The sequence below is a fragment of the Pseudomonas sp. NPDC088885 genome (assembly GCF_044750025.1).
Lineage (GTDB): Bacteria > Pseudomonadota > Gammaproteobacteria > Pseudomonadales > Pseudomonadaceae > Aquipseudomonas > Aquipseudomonas rustica.
The window spans coordinates 1-15978 of record NZ_JBIVJB010000036.1; the positions used below are offsets into that span (position 1 = coordinate 1).

The following is a 15978-nucleotide window of genomic DNA, read 5'->3' on the forward strand; positions in this document are numbered from 1 at the left end:
CTACGACCTCCCCGGCGATCCCTCCGCGCAGGTCAAGAACTGCCCGCACCTGGAAGTCTTCCGCAAGAAAGGCATCGAAGTGTTGCTGCTGACCGACCGCATCGACGAGTGGCTGATGAGCTACCTCAGCGAGTTCGACGGCAAGACGTTTGTCGACGTGGCACGCGGTGACCTCGATCTGGGCAACCTGGACTCGGAAGAGGACAAGAAAGCTGCAGAAGAAGTCGCCAAGTCCAAAGAAGGTCTGGTTGAGCGTCTGAAAACCGCGCTGGGCGATTCCGTGGCGGAAGTCCGGGTATCCCATCGTCTGACCGATTCGCCGGCCATTCTGGCCATCGGCGAGCAGGATCTGGGTCTGCAAATGCGTCAGATCCTCGAAGCCAGCGGGCAGAAAGTGCCGGACTCGAAGCCAATCTTCGAATTCAACCCAAGCCACCCGCTGATCGAGAAACTCGACGGCGAGCAGAGCGAAGAGCGTTTTGGCGACCTGTCGCACATCCTCTTCGATCAGGCAGCCCTGGCTGCCGGCGACAGCTTGAAGGATCCGGCCGCTTATGTGCGCCGTCTGAACAAGCTGCTGGTTGAGCTGTCGGTTTAACCAAGTCGTAGAAAAACCCGCTTCGGCGGGTTTTTTCATTCTGGTGTTTAGCAAATCAGGAGTCAGAAATGAGCCAAATCACAGTACGTTCCGTGGTCTATCAGATTGACGGCCAGCCTTATGAAGGTCGTCTGGCGTTCGACGCCGAGCACAAAGGCGCGCGTCCGGGTTTGTTGATGGCGCCGAACTGGATGGGCGTCAGCGCGGGCGCGGAAGAAATCGCCAAGTCGGTGGCGGCCAAGGGCTACGTGGTGTTGATTGCTGACGTCTATGGTCAGGCCGTGCGTCCACAGAACGCTGATCAGGCTGGCGCGGCGATGATGCCGTTGAAGGATGACCGTGCGTTGCTGCGCAAGCGAATGCAGGCGGCGTTCGAGCAGTTGCAGAAGCAGGGCGAAGCGGCGGTTGATACCTCGAAACTGGCGGTGTTCGGTTTCTGCTTTGGCGGTTGCTGTGCACTGGATCTGGCGCGCACCGGTGCGCCGGTGAAAGCGGCGGTGTCGTTCCATGGCACGCTCGATTCGCCGAACCCGGCGGATGCGCAGAACATCAAGGGCTCGGTGCTGGTGTTGCACGGTGCTTCTGATCCATTGGTGCCGAAAGAGCAATTGCCGGCGTTTGAAGATGAGATGAATGCGGCGAATGTGGATTGGCAGTTGCTCAGCTACGGCGGTGCGGTGCACTCGTTTACTGACCCGCATGCGAATGTGCCGGGTAAGATGATGTACGACGAGAAAACGGCCAAGCGCGCGTTCAAGTCGATGCATGATTTGCTGGATGAAGTGTTCAAAGGCTGATTTTTCAAGATCAAAAGATCGCAGCCTGCGGCAGCTCCTACACGCGATCAATGTAGGAGCTGCCGCAGGCTGCGATCTTTTGCTTTATCGGCCTGCCGGCAATTCAATCCGCTCAACTTCCCCCGGCACCGTCGGCCAATCCCCGGCCGCCCATTTACGCCGTGCCTCATCGATCGCCGCCGGATCGCTCGCGACAAAATTCCAGTTGATCCGCCGAGGCCCGTCCAACGGCGCGCCGCCAAACACCACGGCGTGCACATCACTCTCGGCAAACAAACTCATCTCTTCCCCCGCCGGCAACACCACCAACGCATGCGGCTCGATCGCTTCGCCGTTCAACTGCGCATCACCACTCAGCACATACACCGCCCGCTCTTCATGCTCGGTCGGAATCAGCAGTGTGGTCGCCGTTTGCATCTGCACTTCGGCATACAACGTAGGAGAAAGCACCGGCACCGGTGATTCCAGGCAAAAGCCTGACCCGGCAATCATGCGAATCTGCACGCCAAGGTTATCGCTGACCGGCAACGTCGCCGCCGGGTGATGGCTGTAATGCCCCGGGCCTTGTTCGTGATCCTTGGGTGAGGCCAGCCAGATCTGCAAGCCGTGCATCGTGAAGCTCTGTTCCCATAACGGCTCCGGCGTGCGCTCAACGTGGGCGATCGCGCTGCCGGCGGTCATCCAACTGACATCGCCGGCGCTGACCACCTGGTCGGAGCCGAGGCTGTCCTTGTGCTGGATCTGCCCCTGGAACAGGTAGGTGAGGGTCGACAGACCGATGTGCGGGTGCTGTCGGATGTTCATGCCTTTGCCCGTCGGATAAACCGTTTCGAGCATGTGGTCAAAAAACACGAATGGCCCGACGCTGCGGCATTTGGCTGACGGCAACGGGCGCAGAATCGGCTGGCCTTCGACGTCCTCGGCGCGCGGGCGGATGATCAGAGGTTGCGTGTCCATGGTGCATTCCAGGCTGAGCGGGTGATGCCAGAAGCATAACCCGCCGCTGGCATCAGGAGGGTTACTGGCTGTCGAAGCCTTGTGGTGCGTGGGTTTCGATGGTGACGTCGCTGGTGGTCATCAGCTTGTGAATCGGGCAGCGGTCGGCGACGCGCAGCAGTTCTTCACGCTGAGCATCGGTAAGCACGCCTTTGAGGGTGAGGGTGACGTGCAGGACGTATTTGCCTTTCTGCTCTTCGCTGTTGTCGCGTTTGACGTCGACGCCCACACCGGTCAGCGGGATGTCTTTCTTTTTCGCGTACATTTTCAGGGTCAGGGCTTTGCAGGCGCCCAGCGCGGCGTCGAAATAATCGTGCGGCTCTGGCGCCGTGCCTTCACCGCCGGCAGCAGCCGGGACGTCGGTGAACAATTCGAGATCATCGATTTTTACGGAGTGACGGAAACCTTCGGCAGAGACGGTATTGACGGTGATGGTCATGTGAACCTCGCTATCGGTGGGAAAATGTACTTCGATCAAAAAGGATCTTGCAGTTATAGAGCATTGTCGCCGCTGAACGTTTCACTTTCCGGCTGGCTGAACCCCGGTGGCTGCGCTGGGGTCTAGTCTGTGCCTACCTGCCGGAGATTACTTGTGTCCTTGTTTCGTTTGAGTCTTGCCAGCCTGTTGCTGATTGCCGGTGCCGCCCACGCGCGGGATTACACCTACAGCGATGCGCACCTGCATTACGTGGATTTTTTCCAGGAAACCGCTGGCATGCCGAAATTGCTCACAGCGATGAAAGACAATTCCGTCGAGCACGTGATGATTTCCGGCATTCCGGTGGCGAAGAAATGGCACGAAGATGAACCGAAACGTCCACGCTATTACGCCGGTGATGACGCCGATGCCTATTGGTACAGCGCCACTGATGTGATCGTCGCCGATGCCGTGCAAAAACTGCCTGCTGAGCAGCGGCCGTACTTTCATCCGTTCCTCTCCGGCTTCAATCCGAACGACAAGAACTCCGCCGCGCACATTCAGCGCATGCTCGATCTGTACCCGGGGCTGTGGCAGGGCATTGGCGAAGTGTTTACCCGTCATGATGACCTGACGGCGCTGACCTCCGGCGACACCCCGCGCGCCAACAATGAGGCGATGACCAAGATTTATCACCTGGCCGCCGAGAACGATTTGCCGGTGATGCTGCACTCGAACATCACCTCCAAGCGTGAGAAAAATCCGCTTTATCTGTCGGAAGTCGAAGAGCCGTTGCGCAACCATCCGCACACCCGGTTTATCTGGGCGCACGCCGGCACCAGCGCCGAGATTCATCGGCATCAGACACAGATGGATTTCTTGCTGCCAACGCTGACGCGCATGCTGGAGGCCTATCCGAATCTGTATATCGACCTGTCGTGGAGCATGCTCACCCCGTATCTGCTGGATGAGCAAGGCAAGCCGCGCAAGGAATGGCTGGCGCTGGTCGAGCGCTACCCTGAGCGCTTCATGCTGGGCTCGGACGTCGTAGGTCGATTCAACAAGCTGGGTAAGGAAATGCACAGCTTCAATCCGTTCCTCGACGCATTGCCTACAAAGGTCGCGCATAAAGTCGCGCGGGATAACTTTCTGGCGATCTTGCCGAAAACTTCGCCCAAGTCAGGTATTGATCGCTGAAACGTTATTGCCAAGTGTTCGAAGTATTAAGGCGTTTTGATATCACCATTTCGTCTTACGCAAATTCGCAAAGGGCCGATACCTTCTAAAGCAACCAGCTGCAGGGTTGATGCAGCGCTTTTGGAAGGAACCAGAGCAATGAGTATCCGTAGTCTCAATATTGCCCCGCGCGCTGGCCTGGGTTTTGGCCTGTTGGCGCTGATGGTGTTTGCCCTTGGGGCGTTCGCCCTGCTGCAAATGGCGAACATGCGTGCGCAATCCGACGAGGTCGATAACAACTGGCTGCCCAGTGTGATGGCGGTCGGCGAGATGAGTCAGGACATGTTGCGCCTGCGTGCGCTGACCATGCGCCTGCTGCTCAATCGCGATCCGCAGGCGCTTGAGCAGAACGTCGCCAAGCTCAATGAGCTGCGCGGCGTGCTCAGCGAAGCCCAGCAAACTTATGACGTGCTGATTGTTCTGCCGGAGGAGCGCGCGTTGTTTGATCGCTTCAAGGTCGCCGAACACAAATACCTGGAATATCAGGCGCAAGTCATGCAGCTGTCCGCGCAGAACCGCGTGGAAGAGGCGGCGAGCATTCTCAACGGCCAGATGAGTCCATTGGCCGATGAAATCGCAGTCACGCTGCGTGAGCTGGTCGAACTGAACAAACACAACGCCAATCTCGCCACCGAGGCCGCTCGGCTGGTGTTCACCAATTCGCGGGTGTGGGTCGGGGTGATGATCGGCATTACTGCGCTGATCACCATCGGTCTCGCGGTGATGCTGACACGCAGCATCGTGCTGCCGCTGGCGCAATCGCTTGGAGTGGCGGAAGTGGTTGCGGCTGGCGACCTGACTGGCGACATCACTATCAGCGGCAAGGATGAACCGGCGCGGCTGCTGCAAGCGTTGCAAAGCATGCAGCACAACTTGCGCGACACGATCCGGCGAATTTCCGAATCCTCCAGCCAACTCGCCTCGGCCTCGGAAGAGCTGAGCTGCGTCACGGAAGACGCTACGCGCGGGTTGCATCAGCAGAGTCTGGAAATCGAACAGGCGGCGACGGCGGTGAATCAGATGACGGCAGCAGTTGAGGAGGTTGCCAGCAATGCGGTGGCGACGTCCGAAGCTTCGCGTGAATCGGATCGCATTGCTCAGCATGGGCGTGAACAGCTGCAGCAGACCGTGTCATCGATTGAGTTTCTCGCTGAAGACGTGACCAACAATGCCACGCAGGTCGAGAATCTGGCGGACAAGGTGCATGGCATCAGCAAGGTGCTGGACGTGATTCGCTCGATTGCCGAGCAGACCAATTTGCTCGCGCTGAACGCGGCGATTGAAGCCGCGCGGGCCGGTGATGCAGGGCGAGGGTTTGCGGTGGTGGCGGATGAAGTGCGTGCACTGGCGCATCGCACGCAGCAATCGACGCACGAGATCGAGCAGATGATCAGCGGGATTCAGCAGGGCACCGATTCGGCGGTTAATTCGATGCAGCAGAGTAATGTCCGGGCGCGTTCGACACTGGAGCTGGCGAAAGCTGCCGGAGTTGCGCTGGAGGAGATTGCCTCGGCGTTTACGCTGATCAATGAACGCAATCTGGTCATCGCCAGTGCGTCGGAGGAGCAGGCGGCGGTGGCGCGGGAGGTGGATCGTAATCTGATGAACATTCGTGATCTGGCGATGCAGACCTCGGCTGGGGCGAATCAGACGAGCGCGGCGAGTCAGGAGTTGTCGCGGTTGGCGGTGGATTTGAACAGCATGGTGGCGAAGTTTTCTGTCTGAAATTACCCCTGTAGGAGCTGTCGAGTGAAACGAGGCTGCGATCTTTTGATGTTGATTTTTTAAGATCAGGATCAAAAGATCGCAGCGTGCCGCAGCTCCTACAGAGGCGCAAGTTGCCAGCAAAAAAAAGCCCCGCATCTCGCGGGGCTCTTTCATCGTGCGTCGAATCAGCTGCCTTTAACGGCTTTGCCGTTGACCGTGCCGTCGAGGAGCATGATGTTGTACTCCTTGCCGTCGGTTTCAACCTGTTGCAGGCGTACCAGCAGGTAATCCCAATCCTTGGCGAACCACAGGACGGTGATGCGCTTGCTTTGTGTCGGATCGCGAACGCGCTCGACCTTGATCGCATCGATCTGGCCAGCCTTGGTTTCGACTTTCTCCGAACCCAGCACGCGGAAGTCGTAGGTATCGACTTCGCCATCATCGACTACCTGATAGCTCATGCTTTTCTTGCCGGCAGCCACATCATGCTGCAGCGCCAGTTGGTAGGTGGATTTGTCGACCATGCCACGGTTCAGCGGGATCTTCACCGCGTCGCCGCGATCAGTGCCGGTCACCAGTTTGTTGGCCCAGTCGAAGTCCAGGTCAGCCTTTTTCGCTTTGCCCAGACCGCCACGTTCGAAGTGGTAGGACTGCGGCAGCAAGGTGTCCTTGTCCAGGGTCAGGGTGCTTTCTTCGCTCAGGCTGGCGATCATCATCGATGCCTTGAAGCTGAGTTTCCAGACGCCGTTGGCTTCCTTGGTCAGGCTGCGCGAGGCGGTGCCGCTCATCGGCAGCTGTTTCCAGTCGGCGGTGTAGCTGGCGGAGAACGGTTGAAGGTCTGCTGCCTGTGCGAAGGGCAGGGCAAACAAGGCGCAAGCGAGAAGCAGGGCGCGACGCATAAAATCTCCTAGTGTCGAATCAAGTGGCCGCTGGCCGCGAGTAACTGGCCATCCAGTAAAGCACCGTCCGTACCGAGGGCCAGGCGGCCTTCAGCAAACCAGCGTATGGCCATCGGGTAGATCAGGTGTTCCTGAACGTGAACCCGCTGCGCCAGACTCTGCGGCGAATCGTGCAACTCTACCGGTATTACTGCCTGTACGACCAGTGGTCCGCCATCGAGTTCCTCGGTGACGAAGTGCACGGAGCAGCCGTGCTCCGTGTCGCCGGCTTCCAGCGCGCGCTGATGAGTGTGTAACCCTTTGTATTTGGGTAGCAGCGACGGATGGATGTTGAGCAGGCGCCCTTGGTAATGGCGAACGAAATCAGCGCTGAGAATGCGCATGAAACCGGCCAGTACCACGAGTTTGGGTTGGAATTCGTCGATCAGTTTGATCAGGGCAGCATCGAAGGCCTCACGACCTTCGAATGCCTTGTGATCCAGCGAGCGGGTAGCGATACCCGCGTCACTGGCGCGTTGCAGGCCGTACGCGTCGGCGCGGTTGGAAATCACCGCAGCGATGCGAACCGGGCTGTCGCCGGCTCGCGTGCTGTCGATCAAAGCCTGCAAGTTACTGCCGGTGCCGGACAACAGCACCACGACATCACAGGGTGCGGACATTAATGAGCCTTAAGGTTCTGCAGATCAACCTGAGCTGCGCCTTCTGCCGCAGCAGCGATCTGACCGATCACCCAAGGCTGCTCGCCAGCGTCACGCAGGGTGTTCAGGGCGACTTCAACGTGCTCCTGAGCCACACAGATGACCATGCCAACGCCGCAGTTCAGCACGCGGTGCATCTCGGTTTCGTCAACGTTGCCTTGCTCTTGCAGCCAGTCGAACACGGCCGGGCGAGTCCAGCTGGCGACGTCAACAACAGCCTGAGCGCCTTTTGGCAGAACGCGCGGGATGTTGTCGAGCAGGCCGCCACCGGTGATGTGGGCCATGGCTTTGACGGCGCCGGTGTCTTTGATCAGCTTGAGCAGCGGCTTCACGTAGATGCGGGTCGGGGCCATCAGCAGGTCGGTCAGCGGTTTGCCGTCGAGCTGGATGTTTTCGATGTCGGCGCCAGACACTTCGATGATCTTGCGGATCAGCGAGTAGCCGTTCGAGTGCGGGCCGGACGATGGCAGCGCGATCAGCGCGTCACCGGTGGCGACTTTCGAACCGTCGATGATTTCAGCTTTTTCCACAACGCCGACGCAGAAGCCGGCCAGGTCGTAGTCTTCGCCTTCGTACATGCCTGGCATTTCAGCGGTTTCGCCGCCAACCAGCGAGCAACCCGACAGTTCGCAGCCAGCGCCGATGCCGGTCACCACTTGGGTCGCGGTCTCGACATTGAGTTTGCCGGTGGCGTAGTAGTCGAGGAAGAACAGTGGCTCAGCGCCGCACACCACCAGGTCGTTGACGCACATGGCGACCAGGTCGATGCCGATGCTGTCGTGCTTGTTCAGGTTCAGTGCCAGGCGCAGCTTGGTGCCGACGCCGTCGGTGCCGGAAACCAGCACTGGCTGCTTGTAGCCGGCCGGGATTTCGCAGAGGGCGCCGAAACCGCCCAGGCCGCCCATGACTTCCGGGCGCGCAGTGCGCTTGGCGACGCTCTTGATGCGTTCGACCAATGCTTCACCGGCGTCGATGTCTACACCGGCGTCCTTGTAGCTCAGGGAGGGTTGCTTGCTCATGATCCAGGCCTTTAGGGGAGGGGATTCAGGGGTAACGACCGAGTTCAGCGGGAACATCGAAATCGAGGGGGCGAGTGCCTCACGCGAGTTTCGAGGGGCCCGGCTGTTGCCGGTCTGCGAAGGCGCGCGATTTTATCAGGCTTGAGGGGCAGCGGCCATCCTCGCACCGACGGGCAGGGCCATTATCTCGGGAAATTTTTTGCAATTAAGGCGTATCACTGCCTGTATAAGGTGTGGCAATTAACCGTCTATCGTTATCACTACGTAAAAACTTACCGCCGCCGTGTGAATGTTTTGCGAGGGTCAAGGGTCACAGCCTTGCTTAACCGGTTCACGCGGCCTGTTCCAGCCGCTCCTGTCGACGGGAATTTTCCATGCTTTTTCGTAAATTGTTGGTTGTGGGTTGTTTGTCTGTGGTCAGCCTGGCGAGTCATGCCGAAAACCTCAAAGGTCTCTATCAAGTCAGTCAGCCGGTCACCAGCCAAGCGCCGGAGGAGCGTGATCGCGCCACTCAGGCAGCGCTGGACACGTTGGTGTTGCGCCTGACCGGTGACCCGAAAGCTGCGCAAAATCCCGGGCTGGCGGATATTCGCAAGAATCCGCAGCAGATCATCACTCAGTTCGGCTTCGACGCCGGGCCGCCGGAGGTGCTCAAGGTCAACTTCGATCCGAACGCTACCGAGCAGGCCTTGCGCCGCGCCGGGCTGTCGATGTGGGGCGCCAGTCGGCCGTCGATCCTGAGCTGGTGGCTGAACGAATCAGCGGACGGCACGTATCTGGTGGGTGATGGTCAATCGACTGCCGGGCCGTTGCGTGTGGCGGCTCAGCATCGTGGTTTGCCGCTGCGTTTGCCGTTGGCGGATCTGAGTGAACAACTGGTGGCGACTGCGCCGGCGCTGGAAGGTACGGATCCGGGGCCGTTGCGCGGGGTTTCCGAACGTTACAACGCCGATGCCTTGCTGGCCGTGCATGCGCGCGAAGAAGGCGGGCAGTGGCAGGCGAAATGGCATTTGTGGCTGGGCGATCAGAAAGAGGCCGGCACGGTGCAGGGCGCCGATCAGGCTGCCGTCGCCGATGCGGTGATGCTGGCGGTGGCTGAGCGCCTGGCGCCACGGTTCGTTGCCAAGCCTGGTGCGTCGGGGCAGCAGACCCTGGAAGTGCAGGGCATGAATCTTGAGCATTATGCGGCGCTGTTGCGGTTACTCGAACCGTTCGGCGTGCGTCTGCAGAGTGTCGATGGCGATCGCATCGTCTATCGGGTCAATGGCAGTGCCGATCAGATGCGCGCGCAGTTGTCGCTAGCGAAGTTGCAGGAATTGCCGGCCGACGCGCCTGCACCGGTCGCGCCGCCGCAGCCTGCGGTGGCAGGTGCGGCTCCGGTCGCGGCTCCGGCCCCGATTCCGGCAGCACCGTCGTTACGGTTTCGCTGGTAAGTCTTTCCTTATATAGAAGCAGGAGTGGTTCATGGCCGATACGCGGCGTTGGTTCTGGCTCGGTGGGGTTGTCCTGCTTTGCGCGTTTGTATGGTTGCTGCACCCGATCCTCACGCCGTTTCTGGTGGCGCTGCTGCTCGCGTATCTGTTCGATCCGCTGGTGGATCGCCTGGAGAAGCTCGGGCTGTCGCGTACGTGGGGCGTGATCGCGGTGTTTGCTTTATTCACCCTGATCGTCACCACGCTGTTGCTGGTGCTGGTACCGATGCTCGCCAAGCAGTTGCTGCGTTTGTACGAACTGGCGCCGCAAATGCTCGACTGGCTGCAACACACGGCGCTGCCGTGGGCGCAGGCGAAGCTTGGGCTGTCGGACGGCTTCTGGAAGTTCGACAAGGTCAAAGCGGCCATCAGCGAACACATGGGACAGACCACCGACATCGTCAGTGTGGTGCTGAGTCAGGCCACGGCGTCGAGTCTGGCGTTGATCGGCCTGCTGGCGAATCTGGTGCTGATCCCGGTGGTGAGTTTCTACTTGCTGCGCGACTGGGACGTGATGATGGCCAAGATCCGCAGCCTGCTGCCGCGTGATCGCGAAGAGCGCGTGGTGGCGTTGGCCGGTGAATGTCATGAGGTGCTGGGCGCGTTTGTGCGTGGTCAGTTGCTGGTGATGCTCGCGCTGGGCGTGATCTATGCGGCGGGCCTGATGATCGTCGGTCTGGAGCTGGGGCTGTTGATCGGCCTGATCGCGGGTCTGGCGGCGATCGTGCCTTATATGGGCTTCGTGATTGGTATCGGTGCGGCGCTGATTGCCGGGTTGTTCCAGTTCGGTGGCGATCTGTACCCGATGGTCGGCATCGTTGCGGTGTTCATGGTCGGTCAGGCACTGGAAGGCATGGTGCTGACGCCATTGCTGGTCGGCGACCGCATCGGCCTGCACCCGGTGGCGGTGATCTTCGCGATTCTGGCCGGTGGCGAGCTGTTTGGTTTTACCGGTGTGCTGCTGGCGCTGCCGGTGGCGGCGGTGATCATGGTCTTGGTGCGCCATATGCACGATTTGTATAAAGACTCTGATATGTACAGCGGAGTGGATGAGCCGGAGTTGTAATCACGACGGACAGCCCGGCGGTGCGCCGGGTTGGCCCGTGTCATGCAGGTGATTGCGTCAGAGAAACTGTCATAAAACCAGGGTGTTAACGCAAACCTTTGATTTTGCTTGGGGTCTGCTGCATTGTGCGCTCCGCCTCACGGGTATAAACTTCGCAAACTTTACACAGAGGCCACTAACGGTTCCTTGAGAACTGTTCAGTCAGCATGAAACCGATTCAGCTGCCCCTAGGTGTGCGTCTGCGTGACGACGCCACCTTTATCAACTACTACCCAGGCGCCAATGCCGCTGCACTCGGCTATGTCGAGCGCCTATGCGAAGCCGACGCCGGCTGGACCGAAAGCCTGATTTATCTTTGGGGCAAGCACGGGGTAGGGCGTACGCATCTGTTGCAGGCTGCGTGTTTGCGCTTCGAACAGATGGGCGAACCGGCGGTGTACCTGCCGTTGGCCGAGTTGATGGATCGCGGTGTGGAAATCCTCGACAACCTTGAACAGTACGAACTGGTTTGCCTGGATGATTTGCAGGTGATTGCCGGCAAGGCTGACTGGGAAGAGGCGATGTTTCACCTGTTCAACCGCTTGCGTGACAGCGGTCGACGGTTGTTGATTGCGGCGGCGACCTCGCCACGTGAATTGCCGGTCAAACTGGCAGACCTCAAATCGCGCCTGACCCTGGCGCTGATTTTCCAGATGCGCCCCCTCTCCGATGAAGACAAGTTGCGTGCCCTGCAATTGCGCGCGTCACGTCGCGGTCTGCACCTGACCGATGAAGTCGGGCATTTCATTCTGACTCGCGGTACCCGCAGCATGAGCGCGTTGTTTGATCTGCTCGAACAGCTCGATCAGGCCTCGCTGCAAGCTCAGCGCAAGCTGACAATTCCCTTCCTTAAAGAAACTCTCGGTTGGTAGCCAGCCCTTTGTCTCTGCGGCTTTTAGCACGTTTCGGCATATTTCAGGCGTCAGAAAAAGCGCTTTCCTGCACCGGGTGCAGGCCGCGTAACGAGTGAAATGGGCTTAAGCGCTTAGATGTAAACGAGAAACCGAGAAGTCACAAAAAGATCGATTGAATTTGCAAATGAGGTTGATAGCGGGCATAGTCTCGGCTTCTTTACAACTATCAGCCACGGTCGTGCCCATGCTAAAGCGCTTCGCACCCCTCGTGCCTCTCGCACTCGTCACCCTGTTGTACGGTTGCGCTGCTCATTCTCCAGTTCAAGAGCAGCCTCAACAGGTTAAAAATTCTTCCACTGCTCAGTCTTCCGTTATTTATCAGGAAGAGCTGGCTACCGAAAAAGAACTCGCAGACTTCAGCGGCAGCAAGCCGTATGAATTGCCGGTTCTGGCCGACAGCATTCTTGAACGCGGCATGTCCCTGATCGGTACCCGTTACCGTTTCGGCGGTACCTCTGAAGCCGGTTTCGACTGCAGCGGTTTCATCGGTTACCTGTTCCGCGAAGAAGCCGGCATGAATCTGCCGCGCTCCACCCGCGAAATGATCAACGTAGACGCACCACTGGTCTCGCGTAGCGATCTGGAACCGGGCGATCTGCTGTTCTTCGCCACCAATGGTCGTCGCGGTCGTGTCAGTCACGCCGGGATCTACCTGGGCGACAACCAGTTCATTCACTCCAGCAGTCGTCGTAGCGGCGGTGTTCGCATCGACAACCTCGGTGACAGCTACTGGAGCAAGACCTTCATCGAAGCCAAGCGTGCACTCGCCATGGCCCCGACCGTGGTCACCGCTCGCAAGTAATTCCCCCCGTTGTCGCCGCGTTCGCGGCGACAAAACGGTTCCCGGCAAGGGAGTAGACCTATACTTTACAAGGTGAAGTTAAAGTCTTACTTGAAGTTTGCCGCGTAGCCGCTAGAATCCTGAATCTATATTGATGGCAAACCGCCTGCGTGCGTACGCAGGCGGTTTTGTTTTCTGCCCATTCGGCAGAATTAGCCGCAGCCAGATCAGGATGTTCTGCTTATGACCACGTCGGCCCGCCTCGTTTTGATCGTCTTCGCAGCACTGCTCAGTGCCTGCGCCAGTCGCACGCCGCCCCCTGCGCCGGTGGTTCGCGCCCCGATCGTGTTCGCCCCCTCGGAATCTTTCTCGCCTGCTGCTGAAGACGTGCTGTTCCGCGCGCTCGGCCTCGTTGGCACGCCTTATCGCTGGGGCGGCAACACGCCGGATTCGGGATTTGATTGCAGTGGCCTGATCGGCTTTGTTTACCGCGATGCGGCGGGTATCAACCTGCCACGCACCACGCGCGACCTGATCGTGATGCAGGCTCCGAATGTCGGTAAGGAAGGCTTGCAGACCGGCGACCTGATCTTCTTCGCCACCAATGGTGGTTCGCAGGTTAGTCATGCGGGGATTTACGTTGGCGAAGGGCGCTTCGTGCATGCGCCGGCCACGGGTGGCACGGTGAAGCTGGACAGTCTGTCGAAAGCGTATTGGCAGAAGGCTTATCTGAGTGCGAAGCGGGTGTTGCAGCCAGAGCATCTGGCGCGTAACCCATAATAAGGCCAACACAAAACCCCAATGTGGGAGCGAGCCTGCTCGCGAATGCGTAGTTTCAGTCACCCTTGAGTCGACTGATAGACCGCTTTCACGAGCAGGCTCGCTCCCACATTTGTTATGTGTACGACGCTAAGTTATTTGGTGGAAGACACTCGCCAAACCTTGTTGCCAACATCATCCGCCACCAGCAATCCACCTTGCTGATCAATCACCACGCCCACCGGGCGACCCAGCGCGTTCTCATCTTTGTCGAGAAAACCGGTCAACACATCCACCGGCGTTCCACTCGGCTTACCGCCGGTAAATGGCACAAAAATCACTTTATAACCACTGTGCGGTTTACGGTTCCACGAGCCGTGCTGGCCGATAAACGCGCCTTCCTTGTACTGCGCCGGCAAGGTGTTGCCTTCAGCGAAGGTCAGCCCCAAAGAAGCGGTGTGCGGGCCAACCGCGTAATCCGGGGCGATGGCTTTGGCCACCAGATCCAGATTCTGCGGATTCACTCGAACATCGACATGCTGGCCGTAATAACTGAACGGCCAGCCATAGAAACCGCCGTCCTTCACTGAGGTGATGTAGTCCGGCACCAGATCGCTGCCGATCTCGTCACGCTCATTCACCGCCGTCCACAGCGCGCCGCTGGTAGGCTCCCACGCCAAGCCGTTGGGGTTGCGGATGCCTGAAGCGAAGATCCGGTGATTGCCGGTCGCCCGATCCACTTCCCAGATCGCCGCGCGGCCTTCTTCTTTATCCAGACCATTTTCGCCAACGTTGCTGTTCGAGCCGACGGTAACGTAGAGCTTGCTGCCGTCCTTGCTGGCAATAACATTTTTCGTCCAGTGATGGTTGAGCGTGCCGCCCGGCAAATCAGTCACTTTGATCGGCTGCGTTTTGATCTCGGTCGCGCCGGGCTCGTAGTTGAAGCGCAGCAAGCGATCCGTGTCAGCAACGTACAAGTCATTGCCAACCAGCGTCATGCCAAACGGCGAATTGAGGTTCTGCAAAAACACCGTGCGCGTCTCGGCGACGCCATCGTGGTCAGCGTCGCGCAGCAAAGTGATGCGATTCGGGCTCGGTACGCCGGCGCCGGCCTTGCCCATGACTTTCTTCATCACCCAGCCTTTGATGCCTTTGCTGTCGTCCGGTTTCGGCGGAGCATTGGTTTCTGCCACCAGCACATCGCCGTTGGGCAGCACGTACATCCAGCGCGGATGATCGAGACCTTCGGCAAACGCTGCGACTTGCGTACCGGCCACTGCTGTCGGTTTGCCGCCGTCAGGCCAGCCGACCGCTGGGGCGATGTTCACGGTGGGGATCAGGGTTTTGTTCGGTTCGGGCAGTTTCGGCGAAGGGCCGGTGCCGTCGGAGACTTGCAGGCTGGAAGTTTCACCACACGCGGCGAGCCCTCCGGCCAGAGCGATGACAAAAACGAGCTGGGGCTTGCGCATGACTGATCTTCCCTATGAATGCGTTCCTAATCATAGAGGAGGGCGCAAGCCCGATGGTTCAACCTCAGCCGCGAGCCTCTTTGAACAGCACGGCGATGCCAGGGTGATAGTTGCCGGCCTCGCTGCGCAATTTGCGGTAGGCGTAGGGGAAATACCAGGCGACCGCGCAGGTATGTTCCTTTTGCAAATCGTCGACCATGTCCTGCAGTTCTTCGGGGCTGGCACTCTGCTGGGCTTTTTGCGGGGCGACGAACAGGCAGCCGAGCTTGAGATCGCTGGCGAAGCTGATGCGTTTGGCATCGCTAGTGATGTCGAGAAGTGCCTGAGTCAGGTTGAGGTTGTTCACTCGCGGCCAGCGCTGCGTGGCTTGAAGGTAAGCGCGGTCTTCGGGCCCTGCGATGAACAGATCGGCGCGGGCATTGCGCTCGCCGTCTTCGTTCTGCTTGCGTGTCGCGGTGTCGTTGAGGGTGACCAGTTCGGCCATCCAGGCCGCCGCGGTCAGCACGCCGAGATTGGCTTTCTCGTCATGCCAGTACGGCGTGTCACTGTCGCCGCGCACGGCGTTGTAACGGTCGATACAGTCAAACCAGCGTTCAAGCATCGGGCGCAGGAATTCCAGGCGCGGGTTGCTGATGATCATGCCTTGCATCGTCATCATCCTTATTCTTGTGAGTTGCTTTTATGGAAAAGCATGGCTCTTTGATATCATTTGTATCAGCCTTGCACAAGATTGCTGCCCGATAATTGATCAACGGCAGATAATCGTCCGTCAGCCCCCTCTTTAATTGACGCTCCACCCCCAACCCTCTAACCTTCGCGGCTTGTTTCAGGTGCTCTGTGACCCACGTCGACAGAGTGAAACAGGGAAGCCGGTGAGGGTTGTCTTCAGGTGAAGAACAATCACGATCCCGGCGCTGCCCCCGCAACGGTAAATGAGTAAAAGCTGCGCCTTGTGCCACTGCCTCGACAGAAGCGGGAAGGCGCGCAGCCAGGCCAACGCCGCTCATGAGCCCGGAGACCGGCCTGATCCATCCAGCGGCATCACGGTGGGCGATGCCAGGCTTTTTGCCGTCTATTCTTGTGCCTGCCCGCCGTTATCCAGCCTCAACG

General features: G+C 59.1%; 15 protein-coding genes, 1 pseudogene and 1 riboswitch. Of the genes and pseudogenes, 9 read left to right on the top strand and 7 right to left on the bottom strand.

Annotated elements, in window-relative coordinates; genetic code table 11:
• Together ACIP1X_RS15975 and ACIP1X_RS15980 are read left to right on the top strand one after the other, a co-directional pair.
• Positions 1-598, top strand: a pseudogene (locus tag ACIP1X_RS15975) (molecular chaperone HtpG); the annotation flags it as partial.
• A 68-nt stretch (positions 599-666) separates the two neighbouring features.
• Positions 667-1395, top strand: coding sequence for a dienelactone hydrolase family protein (locus tag ACIP1X_RS15980; RefSeq protein ID WP_400753453.1), 729 nt, complete (start codon positions 667-669; stop codon positions 1393-1395).
• Between the two features lie 84 nt (positions 1396-1479).
• Here ACIP1X_RS15980 and ACIP1X_RS15985 read toward each other — a convergent pair whose 3' ends face one another.
• The gene (locus ACIP1X_RS15985) at positions 1480-2352 is read right to left on the bottom strand and encodes a pirin family protein (protein WP_212544258.1); all 873 of its coding nucleotides are present in this window, start codon (positions 2350-2352) and stop codon (positions 1480-1482) included.
• Between the two features lie 61 nt (positions 2353-2413).
• Positions 2414-2830, bottom strand: coding sequence for an OsmC family protein (locus ACIP1X_RS15990; protein WP_053118518.1), 417 nt, complete (start codon positions 2828-2830; stop codon positions 2414-2416).
• A 129-nt stretch (positions 2831-2959) separates the two neighbouring features.
• On the opposite strand from ACIP1X_RS15990, the gene ACIP1X_RS15995 reads away from it, so the two are divergent.
• Complete coding sequence (locus ACIP1X_RS15995) at positions 2960-4006, top strand: amidohydrolase family protein (RefSeq protein WP_400753456.1); 1047 nt, start codon at positions 2960-2962, stop codon at positions 4004-4006.
• 138 nt (positions 4007-4144) lie between these two features.
• The gene (locus ACIP1X_RS16000; RefSeq protein ID WP_400753458.1) at positions 4145-5770 is read left to right on the top strand and encodes a methyl-accepting chemotaxis protein; all 1626 of its coding nucleotides are present in this window, start codon (positions 4145-4147) and stop codon (positions 5768-5770) included.
• 167 nt (positions 5771-5937) lie between these two features.
• Here ACIP1X_RS16000 and ACIP1X_RS16005 read toward each other — a convergent pair whose 3' ends face one another.
• From ACIP1X_RS16005 to purM, 3 genes are read right to left on the bottom strand one after another with little or no spacing between them, the layout of a single operon-like run.
• On the bottom strand, positions 5938-6651 hold the full coding sequence (locus ACIP1X_RS16005; RefSeq protein ID WP_053118524.1) for a DUF3108 domain-containing protein: 714 nt from the start codon (positions 6649-6651) through the stop codon (positions 5938-5940).
• An 8-nt stretch (positions 6652-6659) separates the two neighbouring features.
• A complete protein-coding gene (purN, locus tag ACIP1X_RS16010) occupies positions 6660-7310 on the bottom strand; it encodes a phosphoribosylglycinamide formyltransferase (RefSeq protein ID WP_053118526.1) in 651 nt (216 codons plus the stop codon).
• Positions 7310-8368 (bottom strand): phosphoribosylformylglycinamidine cyclo-ligase, encoded by a 1059-nt coding sequence (gene purM, locus ACIP1X_RS16015; RefSeq protein ID WP_053118528.1) that lies wholly within the window; start codon positions 8366-8368, stop codon positions 7310-7312. The genes purN and purM overlap by 1 nt, the downstream gene beginning before the upstream one ends.
• Before the next feature lie 374 nt (positions 8369-8742).
• Here purM and ACIP1X_RS16020 point away from each other — a divergent pair, with 374 nt between their 5' ends.
• The 5 genes from ACIP1X_RS16020 (at position 8743) to ACIP1X_RS16040 (ending at position 13420) form a co-directional block, all read left to right on the top strand.
• Entirely contained in the window at positions 8743-9801 is a 1059-nt protein-coding gene (locus tag ACIP1X_RS16020) for a DUF2066 domain-containing protein (RefSeq protein ID WP_400753460.1), read from the top strand.
• A gap of 31 nt (positions 9802-9832) precedes the next feature.
• Complete coding sequence (locus ACIP1X_RS16025) at positions 9833-10906, top strand: AI-2E family transporter (protein WP_053118532.1); 1074 nt, start codon at positions 9833-9835, stop codon at positions 10904-10906.
• A 206-nt stretch (positions 10907-11112) separates the two neighbouring features.
• A complete protein-coding gene (gene hda, locus ACIP1X_RS16030) occupies positions 11113-11817 on the top strand; it encodes a DnaA regulatory inactivator Hda (protein WP_034156234.1) in 705 nt (234 codons plus the stop codon).
• A 226-nt stretch (positions 11818-12043) separates the two neighbouring features.
• Positions 12044-12661, top strand: coding sequence for a C40 family peptidase (locus ACIP1X_RS16035; protein ID WP_053118534.1), 618 nt, complete (start codon positions 12044-12046; stop codon positions 12659-12661).
• 222 nt (positions 12662-12883) lie between these two features.
• Positions 12884-13420 (top strand): C40 family peptidase, encoded by a 537-nt coding sequence (locus ACIP1X_RS16040; RefSeq protein ID WP_400650994.1) that lies wholly within the window; start codon positions 12884-12886, stop codon positions 13418-13420.
• Positions 13421-13554: 134 nt separating this feature from the next.
• Here the strand turns inward: ACIP1X_RS16040 and ACIP1X_RS16045 are convergent, their stop codons facing one another.
• Both ACIP1X_RS16045 and ACIP1X_RS16050 read right to left on the bottom strand, forming a co-directional pair.
• Positions 13555-14868, bottom strand: coding sequence for a PQQ-dependent sugar dehydrogenase (locus ACIP1X_RS16045; protein ID WP_400753463.1), 1314 nt, complete (start codon positions 14866-14868; stop codon positions 13555-13557).
• Between the two features lie 64 nt (positions 14869-14932).
• Positions 14933-15517 carry a hypothetical protein gene (locus ACIP1X_RS16050; protein ID WP_053118540.1) on the bottom strand — a complete coding sequence of 195 codons (585 nt, stop codon included), beginning with the start codon at positions 15515-15517 and terminating at the stop codon, positions 14933-14935.
• 162 nt (positions 15518-15679) lie between these two features.
• A riboswitch (cobalamin riboswitch) is annotated at positions 15680-15910 on the top strand.
• Positions 15911-15978 lie beyond the last annotated feature (68 nt).